9 protein-coding genes are annotated in these 14013 nt (G+C 68.7%); all 9 read right to left on the reverse strand.

Features of this window, described 5'->3' with window-relative positions:
* Positions 1-45 precede the first annotated feature (45 nt).
* Complete coding sequence (locus OHA18_RS29720) at positions 46-1248, reverse strand: glycosyltransferase (RefSeq protein ID WP_328998625.1); 1203 nt, start codon at positions 1246-1248, stop codon at positions 46-48.
* Positions 1245-2492 carry a hypothetical protein gene (locus tag OHA18_RS29725; RefSeq protein WP_328998626.1) on the reverse strand — a complete coding sequence of 416 codons (1248 nt, stop codon included), beginning with the start codon at positions 2490-2492 and terminating at the stop codon, positions 1245-1247. Before OHA18_RS29725 ends, OHA18_RS29720 begins: the two co-directional genes overlap by 4 nt.
* Positions 2489-4126 carry a YveK family protein gene (locus OHA18_RS29730; RefSeq protein ID WP_328998627.1) on the reverse strand — a complete coding sequence of 546 codons (1638 nt, stop codon included), beginning with the start codon at positions 4124-4126 and terminating at the stop codon, positions 2489-2491. Before OHA18_RS29730 ends, OHA18_RS29725 begins: the two co-directional genes overlap by 4 nt.
* On the reverse strand, positions 4123-5337 hold the full coding sequence (locus OHA18_RS29735) for a Wzz/FepE/Etk N-terminal domain-containing protein (RefSeq protein WP_328998628.1): 1215 nt from the start codon (positions 5335-5337) through the stop codon (positions 4123-4125). Before OHA18_RS29735 ends, OHA18_RS29730 begins: the two co-directional genes overlap by 4 nt.
* Before the next feature lie 67 nt (positions 5338-5404).
* A complete protein-coding gene (locus OHA18_RS29740; protein WP_328998629.1) occupies positions 5405-7354 on the reverse strand; it encodes a heparinase II/III family protein in 1950 nt (649 codons plus the stop codon).
* Positions 7351-9498 (reverse strand): bi-domain-containing oxidoreductase, encoded by a 2148-nt coding sequence (locus tag OHA18_RS29745; protein ID WP_328998630.1) that lies wholly within the window; start codon positions 9496-9498, stop codon positions 7351-7353. The genes OHA18_RS29740 and OHA18_RS29745 overlap by 4 nt, the downstream gene beginning before the upstream one ends.
* 9 nt (positions 9499-9507) lie before the next feature.
* Positions 9508-11427 carry an asparagine synthase (glutamine-hydrolyzing) gene (gene asnB, locus OHA18_RS29750; RefSeq protein ID WP_328998631.1) on the reverse strand — a complete coding sequence of 640 codons (1920 nt, stop codon included), beginning with the start codon at positions 11425-11427 and terminating at the stop codon, positions 9508-9510.
* Position 11428: 1 nt separating this feature from the next.
* Positions 11429-12664 carry a glycosyltransferase family 4 protein gene (locus tag OHA18_RS29755; protein ID WP_328998632.1) on the reverse strand — a complete coding sequence of 412 codons (1236 nt, stop codon included), beginning with the start codon at positions 12662-12664 and terminating at the stop codon, positions 11429-11431.
* Complete coding sequence (locus OHA18_RS29760) at positions 12661-13983, reverse strand: UDP-glucose dehydrogenase family protein (RefSeq protein ID WP_328998633.1); 1323 nt, start codon at positions 13981-13983, stop codon at positions 12661-12663. The genes OHA18_RS29755 and OHA18_RS29760 overlap by 4 nt, the downstream gene beginning before the upstream one ends.
* Positions 13984-14013 lie beyond the last annotated feature (30 nt).

Below are 14013 nucleotides of genomic sequence, written 5' to 3' on the forward strand. Positions count from 1 at the left end.
TTTCCGTTAGGGGGCACGTCTTCGGGGGGCATGGCGTCCTCGACCTCAGCGGTGAGCGGTGACTGGATGTTCGATCGCGTACCGGTAGATCTCGAGCAGTTGCTCGATGCTCTGCTCCGGCCGGTGCTTCGTCTCGTACGTCGTCCGCGCCTGCCGGCCGAGCTCGTCGTAGCGCGCGGGGGATGCGTCCACGTCGAGCAGCAGCTTCGCCAGGGCGTCCGGGCGGCCCGGCTCGAACAGGGCGCCGTCGACGCCGTCCGAGATCAGTTCAGGGAACGACCCGTGGGCCGAGGCCAGCGGCGGTACGCCGACTGCCATCGCCTCGACGACCACCAGACCGAACGTTTCCTCCCACTCCGAGGGCAGCACCACGCCCCGGGACCGGCCGATCAGCTCGAAGACCTGTTGCTTGTTCATCAGGCCCCGGAGATCGACCGACGGCCGGGTGGCTGCCCAGGCGGTCACCTCGTCCAGCATCGGCCCGCTGCCCGCGATCACGAGCCGCAGCGCGTCGTCGCCGGCGACGGCGCGATAGGCGTCCCAGCCCTTCATCAGCAGCGGAGCGCCCTTGGCCGCGTCCAGCCGGCCCACGTACGTCACCTGCCGTTGCCGCGGTCCGCCGACGGGGCCGTCGTACGGAACGGCGTTGGGCTTCACGAACGACCGGTCCGGATCGAAGTCCATCGCACCGAGCAGACGACGCTGGGACTCGGAGATGAAGATGTACGCCGACACGAGGCGGCGCCAGCTGCGGCGATGACCGCGGGCGTTCAGGACCGTGGTCGACGTTGCCAGCGCGGAACCGCGGTAGCAGCGGTGGGCGACCGCGGCGGCCGGATTGCCGCCGGCGCAGTCGTGGCACACCTCGCCGTTGCGGAAGAAGTCACCGCTGGCGCAGAGCAGCTTGTAGTTGTGCAGGGTGATCACGACGGGTACGCCGGCGGTGCGGCACGCGTACAGCACCGACGGGCTCAGCAGCGGGAATGTGTTGTGGACATGGACGACATCGGGCCGGTCTTCGGCCAGCGCTGCCGCGAGGTCGCGCCTGCTGGCCGGGTTCCAGACGACCCGGCCGGGCAGCGTCGCCTTCTGCCAGGCGGGCCAGCTCTCGATGTCGTCGCTGTGTCGCTCGAAGTGCCGGACGTCGTGTCCGAGTGCGGCCAGTGCCGCACTCTCCTGATCGACCACCCGGTTCTCGCCGCTCGGTGCGGTCGACCGGTATCTGTTGTGTACCAGCAGGATCTTCATCGTGGTCCCTCGCGGGTCGACGTGTTGTAGACGAGTGACGCCGCCAGCGTCAGGTCGAGCAGGTACGACGACGCCTCGCTGAGCCCGCTCTCGGTGAACGAGGCGACGACGCAGTACGCCACCAGGAACAGGGCGATGGCCCGGTGCGGACCCTGCGGCCGGAACCAGGCCGCGATCAGCACGAACAGCACGAGCATGATCGTGATCGCGATCCCGACCAGCCCGACGTCGTAGTACGTGCCGAGCCAGTTGCTGTCGATCGGCAGGCCGTTGAAGGACTTGTTGGACAGCCCGAAGCCGAACAGGGTCTCGAAGGTCGATCGCGGCTGGGCCAGGATCGCGTCCCACACCAGCTTGCGTCCGGTCAGCGCTCCGAGCTCCTGGGCGTCCTGGCCGCGGGCGAGCCAGGTCGTCACCACCGTGCTCAGGGTGAGTGCCCCGACGGAGAAGACGACGATGCCGATCGCGAACGCCTTGCGCACGCGGGACCGTCCGGTGAACAGGCTCAGCCCGGCGATCAGTAGGCCGACCACCAGCGCGAGCAGTGCGGTACGGGTGTGCGTCAGCAGCAGCACCGGGATGCACACCGCCACGCTGGCGAAGGCGATCCCGCGGCGTAGGTGGCCGGACATCCAGAGCACGACCGACAGTCCGGCGGCCACCGCGGTGTAGTGCCCGACCTGGGTGGGTGGGATCGGCCAGAGGATGCCGGCGAGCCGGTTCTCGGTCATCGCCAGACCGGGCGCGACGAGCAGACCGAGGACCACGGAGGCGACGATCGCCCACAGGACCATCAGGTGTGTCCGTAGCAATAGGAGGTCACGGCGAGGCCACCACGGCGTGAGCAGCCACAGCACCAGGGCGAATCCGCACAGCCGTCCGGCCCGGAACAGCGCACCGAGCAGGAACTCGGCCCGGATGCTCGCCAGCAGCCCTTCCGCGGCCAGCAGCATCACCAGGAAGACGAAGACACTCGGCCGGATCCGGACCGGCCGGTTCACCGACAGCGCCATCGTCAACGCGCCGACCAGCGCCCCCTGCGCGATCAGCTTGCCGACCGATCCCGGGATCGGCAGGATGTGCGGCGCGCCCGGGAAGAACGTCATCACGTTCAGCACCAGCAGCGCCCACGCCATCTGCACGCGTCGCCGCCGCCGTACCTCCGGCGTGGCGACCCGCCGGGTGGGGCGGTGGCTGAGCCGGGCGGTCAGCTGGTTACCGAGGCGGGTGGTGATCGTCGTCATCGGCGGAACATCTCGACATCCACGCTCAGCGGCCGGCCTGCCTCCGCCTCGGCGATGCCGACCCCTTCGTCGGTGCGGTCCGGACGCAGTACCACGGCGGTGTCGATCTCCAGCCCGGCCAGCCGCAGCATCTCGCCGGTGGCCTGGATCTTGGTGGTGGTCGACAGCCCCGCGGTGACCACGACGGTGGCGTGGGACGCCCACGTGGCCAGATGATCCGCGCCGATCTCCGGCCTCAAGGTGCTGAGACTGAGTACGACGTCGGCGACCTCCCAGGCCGAGTCGAGTGCGATGTCACCGGAGGCGGACGGCCGGTTGTTGTCGTTGAGGTGCAGGTAGCAGCCCTGCGCCGGGCCGGCGGTCTGCTCGGGGCGGTGGACGTCGACGCGCTGGCCGGGCTCACTGAACCGGGACTCGTGCGTGCCGGCAGTCGTCACCCCGAGCATGGCTGCGAGCCGGCCGGACTCGGTCAGGTCGGCCACCAGGACGTGCTTGCCGTCCTCGGCCAGCGCCATCGCCAGTGACGCCACCACGAGCGCACAGGTCTTGACGTCGTCGACGCTGACCACGGTCATCGCCGGCGTGGGGTGCTCACCCCAGAAGATGCGCTGGTCGAGGTGCTGCGTCATCAGCTGCACTTCCGGCTGCTGGCGCTGCGACGGACGGAGGTAGCGCGGACGCGGCAGCATTTGCAGGCGCGAGGGGCGCGGGCTGCTCAGCCGGATCCGTGCGCCCAGGGCCAGGGCGATGTCCTGGCGCTTCCACAGCCGGTCCGAGATCAGTGCGCGGACGACGACGAACGCGAGGCCGATGAACAACCCTGCGATCAGGCCGGTGCCGGCGTTGATCGCGAGCGCGCGCTTGGCCGAGACCGGTACCGGTGCGGCCACGTCGAGAAGCCGGCTGCTGTTCATCCGCAACGCCTCGACCTGCGAGTCGAGCAACTGCTGGCGGACGTAGACCATCTGGTCGCGGGCTGCGCCGAGCCGGACCCCTTCGGGGCTGTTCGGGTGCTTCAGCTCGCTCGCGGCCGGGTCGTCGCCGGTGGCCCGGACCGCCTGCTCCGCCACGGCCAGGTCGTTCTGGGCCTGGGTGAAGTCGCGCTGCAGCGGCGCGTTCTGCAAGGCGATCTGCTCTTTGCGGTAGACCAGGAAGACCTGCGCGACGACGCTGGCCAGCTTGGTCGCCTCGTCGCTGGTCTTCCCCGCCGCGGTGATCTGGAGCACCCGGTCCGTCATCGGGACCACGGTGTATTCCTTGAGCAGGTCGTCCTGGCTGATCGGCAGCTTGAGCAGGTCGATCACGCGCTGCGCCACGGTGTGAGTGGTCGCCAGGCTGACGTCCGTGGCCATCGCCTTGGTCGGGTCCTCGCCGTCCCGGTGGGTGATCAGCAACCGGGTCGCCGACTGACTCGGCGCCGGTACCACGTAGGTGGACGCGAGCCCGCCCAGGAAGCCGACCAGCGCGATGATGACCCAGATCCGCAGATGCCGGCGGATGGCGTCGCGGAGGAAGCGCAGCGTGACCAGCGCCTCCGGCGGATGCGCGTTCGTCGGCTGGTCGTCGAACATCCCGTCGTCGTCGGCCCAGGCCGGTTCGCTCACCACCGGCTCGGTGTACGGCTGGTTGCTCATTTGGTCCTCCTCGCGGTGCCGGTGAGGAGGGTGGGCAGTCGCGAGCTCGACCGGCGCATCGACTGGGAGACACGCCCGATGGTGCGATCCGTCGGGTCCGGATCGGTGACGACGATGCCGTCGATCGAGCGGTCGTCGGCCGCGGCCGCAACCGCGAGCCGGGCCAACTCCTCGGCGGTCACGGTGCCGGCCGACAGCGCCACGATCGTGTTGCTGGTCGACTCGGAGCCGACCACGATCGGGTCGTCCCGGTCGACGACGATCAGGTGGATGCTCAGTGTGGTGTCACCGGACGGTTCGTGGTGCGAGTCGACCACGATCGAGGTGGAGATGCCGATCGACGTGGCCAGCGCGGCGAGCTGCGGGCCGAGGGGCAGCGCCTTGTCGTCGCCGGCGAACGAGATGACCGCCAGCGAGACCGCGTTCTGGCCTTTCACGTCCAGGCCGAGGTGGTGCAGCGTCTTACGCAGGCCCCATGCCTCGACCGCTGTCGGCGAGTAATGCTCGAGCAGATAGGTCCAGTCGGACACGTCATTGGCCTGGTACGACGAGACCGAGGCCAGGACCGGCAGTCCGACCGCGTCGGCGATCTCGTCGCGCAGCCGCAGCCGCCGATCGCCGCGCTCCTTGGCCAGTACGCCGATCGATCCGGCCACCGCGCCGATCAGGGCGCCCAGCAGGCCGTAGATGCCGAGGTGAATCGGCATGTTTCCACCGCGTGCGGTTGTCGCCTGCTCCAACACCCGTGCCCCCGTTTTCTTCCCCAGATCGCCGGGCAGGTTCTGGTCCGTGGTGACGAAGACCAGATAAACCCCGGCGACAGCGTTCGCGAGTGCCATCGACTGGCCGGCCGTCGTTCCCTTCGCGTCGATCTTGATGACGTCGTCGGTGACGGCGGTGACCTTGACCCGGCTGCGGACCACATCGGTCGACAGCGGCGGGGTCAGGTTCTGTCCGGCGCTCTTCAGCACCGGCTCGCTCTCGGCGATGAACACCTGTGTGTCGGTGCTCTGTGTGCCGGCGGCCTTCTCCGCGTCGGTCGTCGGCGCCGGCGGTAGCACCACCAGCGACGTGGCGGTGTGCAGGGGCGGCACCAGGAACCCGGCTGCGACACCGCCGACCAGGCCCACCGCCGCCACGGCTGCCACGATCCAGCGATGCCTGCGGATGGCTCGCCAAGACTTCTTGACGTCGAGCTGCTGTGCGCTCACAGTCCCCTCCAGTCGAACGCCACTTCTTGTCTGTTAATAGAGGGCGGCGAGCGGAGGGTGATACAGATCAGGACCGGAATCGGAAGGTACTCACGGCGGCCTGATCCGCGCTCAGATTTCCGGCGCCGATCAGTGTCGTGATCGGCACCTTGCGGCCGAATCGCGGTGAGTACCAGCCCAGCAACGGATCGTCGCCACCGTGGTGCGCTGTCCAGGTCAATCCGGCCGGTAGTTCGACGACCGCAGAGCCAGTGGGCCACTCCAGCCGTCCGGTCGACCGGTCCAGCTCGACGGACACCTCTGGTCCGAGATGCCAGGCAATGCGTACGTCGGACGCCGCATCGAGCCGGTCCTCTACCCGCAGTACGCCGTGATCGAGTACTGCGGTCCGCCGGTGCGTGACCGGTGAGTCGCCGACCCGGTAGCCGTCGTGCTCGGCCTCCCAGGTGTCGGGAGCGTGGCGGCGTACCTTGCCGGTCGCACCGCGCAGCCAGAGGAACGGTCCGCCCCAGGTGGACTGCTCGGCGTTCGCGACCTCGACGGTGTTGTGGGCGATCGTGGAGCGGAAGTAGTTCCGCCACTCCTCTTCGCCGTGGTAGCAGTACGTGCCGGGATCGGCGAGGACGTCGACGCCGTCGACGCGCACCTCGAGCGAGAGCGCGTCGGAGTGCGCGTGGGCTGCGATGGAGAGGAAGCCGTGCGGACCGGCGTCACCGCGGCACCAGATCTCCGGTCCGGCGTCATTGCTGCGCAGAATGGTCAGACCTGCATCCTCGAAGTGGTCCGGCCGTACGGCGGGGCGGTCCGGCTGCTGTCCGTCGACGAGCGAGCCGACGATGAACGAGGTCGCAGTGGGCGGGCTGTCCGGCCACCAGGGCGCCGCACCGACGGCGGCCGCACCGAGAGACAGGAACGCTGACCAGTGGTGGATGTCCGGTGGATCAAGGACCAGGACCATGCCTTCGTCGTCGTCGCCCTGGCGTGGCGGCCGGAGCGTGGTGTCGACGATTGCCGCGGCGACGTCGAGTGTGCTGGTCAGCAGGTCCCACGTTTGCTGGCTGAGCGGGTGACCGGCCCAGTCTGCTTCCAGAGCGGCGTACAGGCCGAGCTCGGAGACGAAGCGGTGGTAGTCGGTGGCCAGCTCGCGGTTCACGCCGGACGGGAACGTGTTGGCGTCGAGTTCCTTCTCCAGCAGGGCTGTCGCGTCCTGGCGCCAGCGAGTGCTCTTGGTGAACCAGGGGAAGGCACAGGCCGCGACCAGCTGACCTGCGGCCTCGGCGATCACGTGGTTGTTGGCCGAGGAGCCGTGGCTCTGGAACGCGGCCAGGTAGCGCTGGTGCCAGTAGATCTGCCGGAGCGCCAGCTCGTTGTGCTCGAACAGGTCTGTGATCTCCGGCCAGTCGTTCAGCAGGCGGCGGATCCACGTCCAGCTGATCAGGCGGATGCCGATCTCGATACCGCCGGCCCAGTGCACCCCGGACAGGAACGGGTTCGTCCGCCACCAGTCGTTGAGGTGGTCGGCGACGCGTTCGGCGTACCGGTCGTCGTGGGTCAGGAACCAGGCGGCGGCCAACTGGGTCAGGTGGTGGTGGCGGGACAGCTCCCACACCTGCTTGATGTTGCCGACCGCTTCCTCGTTGCGGTGGTTCAGCTTGAAGACATACTGCGCCGGGTCCGACCGCCGGCCCGTGATCGGGTCGCGGAACCAGTCCGGCTCCTTCAGGTCCGTCCGCTCGACCCCGAGCACCTCGAGGTTGCCGGCCATGATCGCGTCGGCCGTCCGGATCACCGCCTTGCGGGCATCCTCCGGTACGGCGCAGGCGGTGTGCGCCGGCAACGTCGTACCGAAGGTCAGCTCCTTGCGGAGCGGAAGCTGGGCCGCCGTGGTCTGCCCGGGCCTGACCTGTTGGTAGGCCCAGGCAGTACGGCGTCCGGTGTCGCGAGCGCGCAGGATGAGTTCGGTGGGGGACATCCGGCGCAGGCGGCGGACGTACCAGCCCAAGGGCTGGCGGCTCACACTTTCTCCGGTTTGCCACTCGCCAGGCTGCGGTCGACGGCGATGGTGGCGCGGGTGGTGGCGACGAGCTCGTCGAACGAGATCGGCATCGGGCCGCCCGACTTCACCGCGGCCACGAACGCCGCGAGCTCGGTCCGCTGACCCTTGTCGGTACTGCGGGTCTTGCGGGTGGACGGTTTGCGCCCGGCCCACACCGAGGCGCTCTGGAAGTTGTCCAGCCGGCCGTTGCGGCCGCCGCCGGTGATGTCGAGCGTCTCCTTCGGGAACCGCGAGTTGCCGCCGGCGACGTAGTTGATCGTGCCGACCGAACCGTCGGCGAACCGCAGCGTGACGATCACGTCTCCGGTGTCGGGCCCGGGTACGGCGTACACCTCGGTTGGGAGGCTGTTCAGCCACCAGGTCAGGGTGTCGATGAAGTGGCCGCCCTCGCCGGCGAACCGGGTGCCTTCCTTGCCGGCGTCGAGGTACCAGCTGGTGGAGTCGAGCTTGCCGGCGTTCACCAGGTAGCGCAGCGAGTAGCTGCCGCCCGGGTCACCGAAGCGGCCCTTCAGATCGGTCAGCAGCGGGGCGAACCGCCGGTTGAACCCGACCATCAGCCGGTCGTTGCCGGTGGCATCAACCGTCGCGACGATCCGGTCCAGCTCCTCGTCGGTCAGCGCGAGCGGCTTCTCGACGAAGACGGCCTTCCCGGTCTCCAGCGCCTGACACGCCAGGTCCGCGTGCGAACTGTGCCGGGTCACCACGAAGATCGCGTCCAGGCTGTCGTCGGACAGCACCTCCTGCGCATCCGTCGAGATCGCCTGAAACCCGAACCGCCGCTGAGCATTCGCCGCCGACAACGACTTGTTGGTCGCCACCCGAGCCAGCACCGCATCCTCATCCTTCTGCAGATGCGGCAGAAGCATGCTCGACGCATAATTCCCAGCCCCAACGAACCCGAGCCGGGCAGATCCAGCGGTCGGGTTCGCAGGTCGGGCAACAGTTGCCGTGGGTGCCGTCTCCTGCTGCGGTACGTCGGGGTACTCGAAGAGGAAGCCGACTCCTGGCAGAGCGCCTGAGCTCAGTTGCTGGTAGACGTCGGTGGCGTCGGCGATGGGGAACTGGCCGGCGATGAGGGAGCCTACGTCGATCTGTTCGCGGGCGATCAGGTCGATGAAGCATTCGAGGTTGCGGCGTTCGGTCCAGCGGACGTAGCCGGCTGGGTAGTCGATGCCCTCGAGCTCGTAGCGGTCGTCGTAGCGGCCGGGGCCGTAGGACCTGGAGAAGCGGACGTCCAGTTCCTTGTCGTAGTACGCGTTCCACGGCAGGTCCAGCTTGGTCTTGCCGATGTCGACCACGCGAGCTCGGTCCCGGGCCAGCCGGGCAGCCGTCTCGACCGGTCCGTTCGAGTGCCCGCCGGCGGCCAGCAGGATGCGGTCCGCGCCGAGACCGTTCGATGCCTCAAGCAACGACCGCTCGAGCGACGCGATACCTGCCTCGTCGGGCGACGAGCACGCCAGCGCGCCCGCCTTCTCCGCCATCCGGCACCGGTCCTCGACCGTGTCGATCCCGAAGACCCGTACGCCGGCCGCGACCAGCAACCGCACGACCAGCTGCCCGACCAGACCGAGCCCGATCACCACAGCGGTCTCACCGAGCTGCACCTCAGCCTGCCGCACCCCCTGCATGGCGATCGCACCAACCGTCGAGAACGCGGCCTGCTCAGCTGGCACCCCGTCCGGGACCGGCACGCACAGGTTCAGCGGCACCCAGTTGTACTCCGCATGCAACGCGAACTCGTTCCCCGCCGCGGCAACCAGCTGCCCGACACTGAACTCCTCCGCACCGGCCCCGACCTCGACCACCACACCGCACAGCGAGTACCCGAGCGGCGTGTACGAGTCGAGCTTGTTCATCACCTTCTTGTAGGTGTTCAACGCGCCCTGCTGCGCCACGGAGTCGAGCACCTTCCGCACCTGATCCGGCCGCGCCTTCGCCTTGCCGACCAGCGACAGCTTCGCCTCGCCGACCTTCATCAGCTCGGTGCCGGTCGAGATCAGCGAGTACAGCGAACGGATCAGCACGCCACCGGGCGCACAGGTGGGCGGAGGCACGTCCAGCACAGCCAGCTCACCGGACTTGTAGTTCTGTGCAACCTGCTTCATGTCCGTCCCTCAGAGAGAAGTGATGGTGACACCTAGGTCACGCATGTGCCTGGTCCAGGTCTCCAGCGTCAGCAACTGCCAGATCTGCTTCGAGTAGTCCTCGCGGCCGGCCCGCTCGTCGTCGACGAGCTTCTGTACGGCGGCCCGCTGCAAGAACCCGCTGCCGACGAGCTCACCGCTCAGGAGCGTGTCGTCGACCAGTTCGCGCAGGTCGTTCCGGATCCATGCCCGCAGCGGCGCGCTGAACGACGCCTTCGGCCGGTAGATGATCTCCTTCGGCAGCCACGCCTCGGCCGCCTGCTTCAGCGCCAGCTTGCTGACCCGGCGGTGGATCTTCTCGCTGCCCGGGATCGAGAACGCGGCGCGCGCCACGATCGGGTCCACGAACGGCGTCCGTACCTCGGTCGACGCGGCCATGCTGGACCGGTCGGTGTAGGCCAGGTTGAGCCCGGGCAGGAACATCCGCGAGTCCGCCAGGCACATCCGGTTCACGTGATCGTCGAGCGTGGTGTCGTGGTAGATGTCGCTGTGCTCGGCGAGCAGCTTCCCGACGTACGGCTCCAGATCCGGACTCAGCAGGCCGGCCAACTGGTCTTCGTCGTACATCGTGTAGCTGCGCCGGAACGCTTCTTCCTCCGGCAGGTTCGAGAAGGTCTCGAACCGTTTCGCCCAGCGCGCGTACCGCAGGCCGCGACCGTTCACGGTCACCGGCAGCCGCCGGACGGCGGGCCCGATCACACCGTTCCGCAGTACGCCGGGGAGCCGCTGGTACTGCGCGCCCATCACGCACGCGAGGTGCTTGCGGTACCCGCCGAACAGCTCGTCGGCGCCCATCCCGGACAGCAGGACCTTCACGCCGGCGTCCCGCGCGGTGTCGCACATCAGCAACGTGTTGATCGCGGCCGGGTCGCCGATCGGTTCGTCGAGGATGTCGACGATCCGCGGCAGCAACTCGACCACGTCCGGCGCGATCTCGATCTCGTGCAGGTCGATGCCGAACTGCTGCGCCACCTTGCGCGCGTAGATCGCGTCGTCGGGCATCGCCTCGAGCTTCTGGTCCTGCGCCCGGAACGTGATGGTGTACGAGTCGACGCTCGGGTCCATCCGCTTCGCCAGCACCGTCACCAGGCTGGAGTCGAGGCCACCGCTGAGGAACGTGGACACGGGGACGTCGGCGACCATGTGCGCGGCGACCGATTCCTCGATCACCGTGCGCAGGTCGGCGCGCGGACCCGCGGCCGCCTCGGTCGCGACGTCCGTCACCCGCCAGTACGTCTCGTGCCGGCTGCTGCCGTCCGGCCGGAACTCGGTCCACGAACCGGGCGGGAGCTTCTCCACGCCGTCGATCGCGCAGCGCTGCTCGGGCAGCCAGTAATAGAGCATCGACGCGATCAGTGCGCCCGGCTCGGTGCGCAGCTCGGACCCGACCGCCGTGACGAGCGCCTTCAGCTCGGAGGCGAAGACCACGCCGCCTTCACGGCGGAGGTAGTAGAGCGGCTTGATGCCGAGCGGGTCGCGGGCGAGGTACATGCTGCCGCTGTCCTCGTCGAGCATCGCGAACGCGAACATGCCCCGGAACCGCCTGAGCGCGTCCGGGCCCCAGCGGCGCCAGGCTTCGAGCACCACCTCGGTGTCGCCGTTGGTGCGGAAACCGACGCCTGCCCTCGACAGCTCGGCGCGGATCTCCTTGTAGTTGTAGAGCTCGCCGTTGTAGCAGATCGTGAGCCCACGCTTGCTGAACGGCTGGTCGGCCTCGGACGACAGGTCGATGATCGACAGCCGGCGGTGCGCGAGGAACGCCCGCACATCACCCTCGTCGAATGCGTACACCCGGTCGGCGTCCGGACCGCGGTGGGCGATCCGGTCGCTCATCGCCTCGGCGAGCGCGAAGCCGTCGTGCTGCTGGTAGCAGCCGGCGATGCCGCACACGTCAGGACCCCGTCGCGCGTGCGACGTCACCGATGTGGCTGACGTGACCGGTCAACGCGTCGTACACCTGCAGGTACGCCTTCTGCTGGTGTTTCCACGCCAGCACCTGCTCGACCCGTTCGCGGCCGAGCTTGCCCATCCGGCGCCGGCGCACCTCGTCGTCGAGCAGGTCGACGATCGCTTCGCCGTACTGCGCCACGTCGTTCGGCTCGACGTACACCGCGGCGTCCGCGGCGGAGACCTTGGTCTCGATCAGGTCGAAGGCGACGACCGGGAGCTCGAAGGCCATGTACTCCATGGTCTTGTTCATCGTCGACACGTCGTTCAGCGGATTCTTCGGGTCGGGGGACAGGCCGATGTCGGCGGTCGACATCACCGCGCGCACCGTCTCGTCCGGCACCCGGCCGGTGAACTCGATGTACTCGTCGAGACCGAGGTCGTGCCGCAGTGCGACGACCTCGTCGAACGAGTCACCGCCGCCCATCAGCGTGAACGCGATGTCGGTCCGGCCGAGCTTGTTGACGATGTGGTCGGCCGCACGGACGACGATGTCGACACCGTCCTGCGGACCCATCACGCCGATGTAGGTGAGCAGGTAGCGGTGGCCGCGGCGCAGCGAGTCGTCCACAGCGGCCGGGTCGCGCTGCAGCTTGTCCGGGTCCGGCCCGGTCCGGACCACGGTCACGTCGTGGTTCGCCTTGCCGCTGCGGGTGATCGCGATCCGGCGGTACGAGTCGTTCGTCGAGGTGACGTGGTCGGCCGTACGGTGCGTCGTCCGCTCGAGGAACCGCAGACCCTTGTACGGCAGGCTCGTCGTACCGCCGAAGCGGGACTGGAACAGCTCCGGGCACAGGTCGTGGTGGTCGAAGACGAACTTCGTCCCGTCGAGGCGGCGCAGCAGCATCGCGATCGGCCAGAAGATGTCCGGCGGGTTGCAGGCCTGCATCACCTTGAACTTGCCGGCCTTGCGGGCCCGGAAGACCAGGCGCAGCGTCAGCAGGAACGAGTACGCGTACTCCCAGACGAAGCTGATCTTGCTGCCGCCCGGCGCGTAGGCCTTGTACTTGTGCACGGTGACGCCGTCGATGACCTCGTACGCCGGGTCGCCAGGGCCCTTCGGGCAGACCACGGTGACGTCGTACCCGGATCCCACCAGCGCCTGGCACTCCAGCCAGACGCGGCGGTCGAACGGCACCCAGAGGTTCTGGATGATGATGAGGACGCGCGGACCGCTCACCAGCCCACTCCTTCGTATCCGGGCAGCGCCTCGACCTCGGCGCCGAGGCGGCCGATCAGGTCGATCGTCCGCGCCGGTGGCGCCTCCAGCAGGGCGTTGATCGCGGCTGTGTCGGTGGCCGAGACGATGGCCAGGTCGGCGCCGGCGAGGGCGGCTGTCGGGTCGTCCGTGAGGACGCGCTGCAGGTGCGGGAGTTTCGACTGCACGTGGCGCAGGTTGGCTCCGACGAGGCGGGTGGGATTCACGATCGCGTCGTAGATGCGCAGGTTGTAGCCCTTGCCGATCAGGCGCTCGGCGAGCTCGACGTTCGGGCTCTCGCGCAGGTCGTCGGTGGCGTGCTTGAAGCTCAGTCCGAGCAGCGCGATCTCGCGGCCGGGGCCGGCGATCACCCGGTCGACGACGTCGCGGACACTTCGCTCGTTGGTGGCCAACGTGCCGGCCAGCAGCGGGAGCTCGGTGTCGTTCATCCTCGCCAGGTGCAGGACCGAGCGCAGGTCCTTCGGCAGGCAGGAGCCGCCGAACGCGAAGCCGGGCTTCAGGTAGTACGGCGAGATGTTCAGGCTGGTGTCCTGGACGAAGATCTTCATCACCTCGCGCGAATCCACCCCGAAGTGCCGGAAGATCCGGCCCATCTCGTTCGCGAACGAGACCTTGGTGGCGTGGAACGCGTTGCAGGCGTACTTCAGCGCCTCCGCCGTCCGGACGCCGACGATCTCGACCTCGGTGTCCAAGAAGCCGAACAGGTCGGTCAGAGCGGTACCGACCTTCGGGTTGCGGGTGCCGACGACCACGAACGGCGGCGCGTAGAAGTCCGCGAGGCCGGATCCCTCCCGCAGGAACTCCGGGCACATCGCCGTACCGAAGGTGAGACCGTCGGGTGGCGGTACGTCGGCCAGCACCTTCTCGACCACCTCGTCGACGGTGCCCGGCGGGACCGTCGAGCGGACGACGATGCTGTGGAAGCCCGACGCCGGCCGTACGACGGTCTGCGCGGCCTCGGCGATGTCGCGGACCGCGCGCTTGATGTAGGTCAGATCAGTGCTGCCTGCCGGCGTGGACGGCGTACCGACACAGATCAGCGAGACATCGGCCCGCTCCAGCGCAACCCGTGGATCGGTGGTCGCGTGCAGGCGACCTGAGGTCGCACCCGCCGCCACCAGCTCGTCCAGACCCGGCTCGACCACCGGGCTGTGTCCCTGAGTGATCGGATCGACCTTCGCAGTATCGACATCGACCCCCCAGACGTCGTGGCCGGCGGCCGCCAGGCACGCGGCCGTAACAGATCCGACGTACCCCAAGCCGAACACGGCTACCTTCATAACGCCCCCCACAGGCTCATGACGTGGCAT

This window comes from Kribbella sp. NBC_00709, from assembly GCF_036226565.1.
Taxonomy (GTDB): domain Bacteria; phylum Actinomycetota; class Actinomycetes; order Propionibacteriales; family Kribbellaceae; genus Kribbella.

What these genes read in the sequence shown, in the direction of transcription:
- OHA18_RS29725 (WP_328998626.1), bottom strand. Translation starts at nt 2,492, where the DNA reads ATGACGACGATCACCACCCGCCTCGGTAACCAGCTGACCGCCCGGCTC.
- OHA18_RS29720 (WP_328998625.1), bottom strand. Translation starts at nt 1,248, where the DNA reads ATGAAGATCCTGCTGGTACACAACAGATACCGGTCGACCGCACCGAGC.
- OHA18_RS29760 (WP_328998633.1), bottom strand. Translation starts at nt 13,983, where the DNA reads ATGAAGGTAGCCGTGTTCGGCTTGGGGTACGTCGGATCTGTTACGGCC.
- OHA18_RS29730 (WP_328998627.1), bottom strand. Translation starts at nt 4,126, where the DNA reads ATGAGCAACCAGCCGTACACCGAGCCGGTGGTGAGCGAACCGGCCTGG.
- OHA18_RS29745 (WP_328998630.1), bottom strand. Translation starts at nt 9,498, where the DNA reads ATGAAGCAGGTTGCACAGAACTACAAGTCCGGTGAGCTGGCTGTGCTG.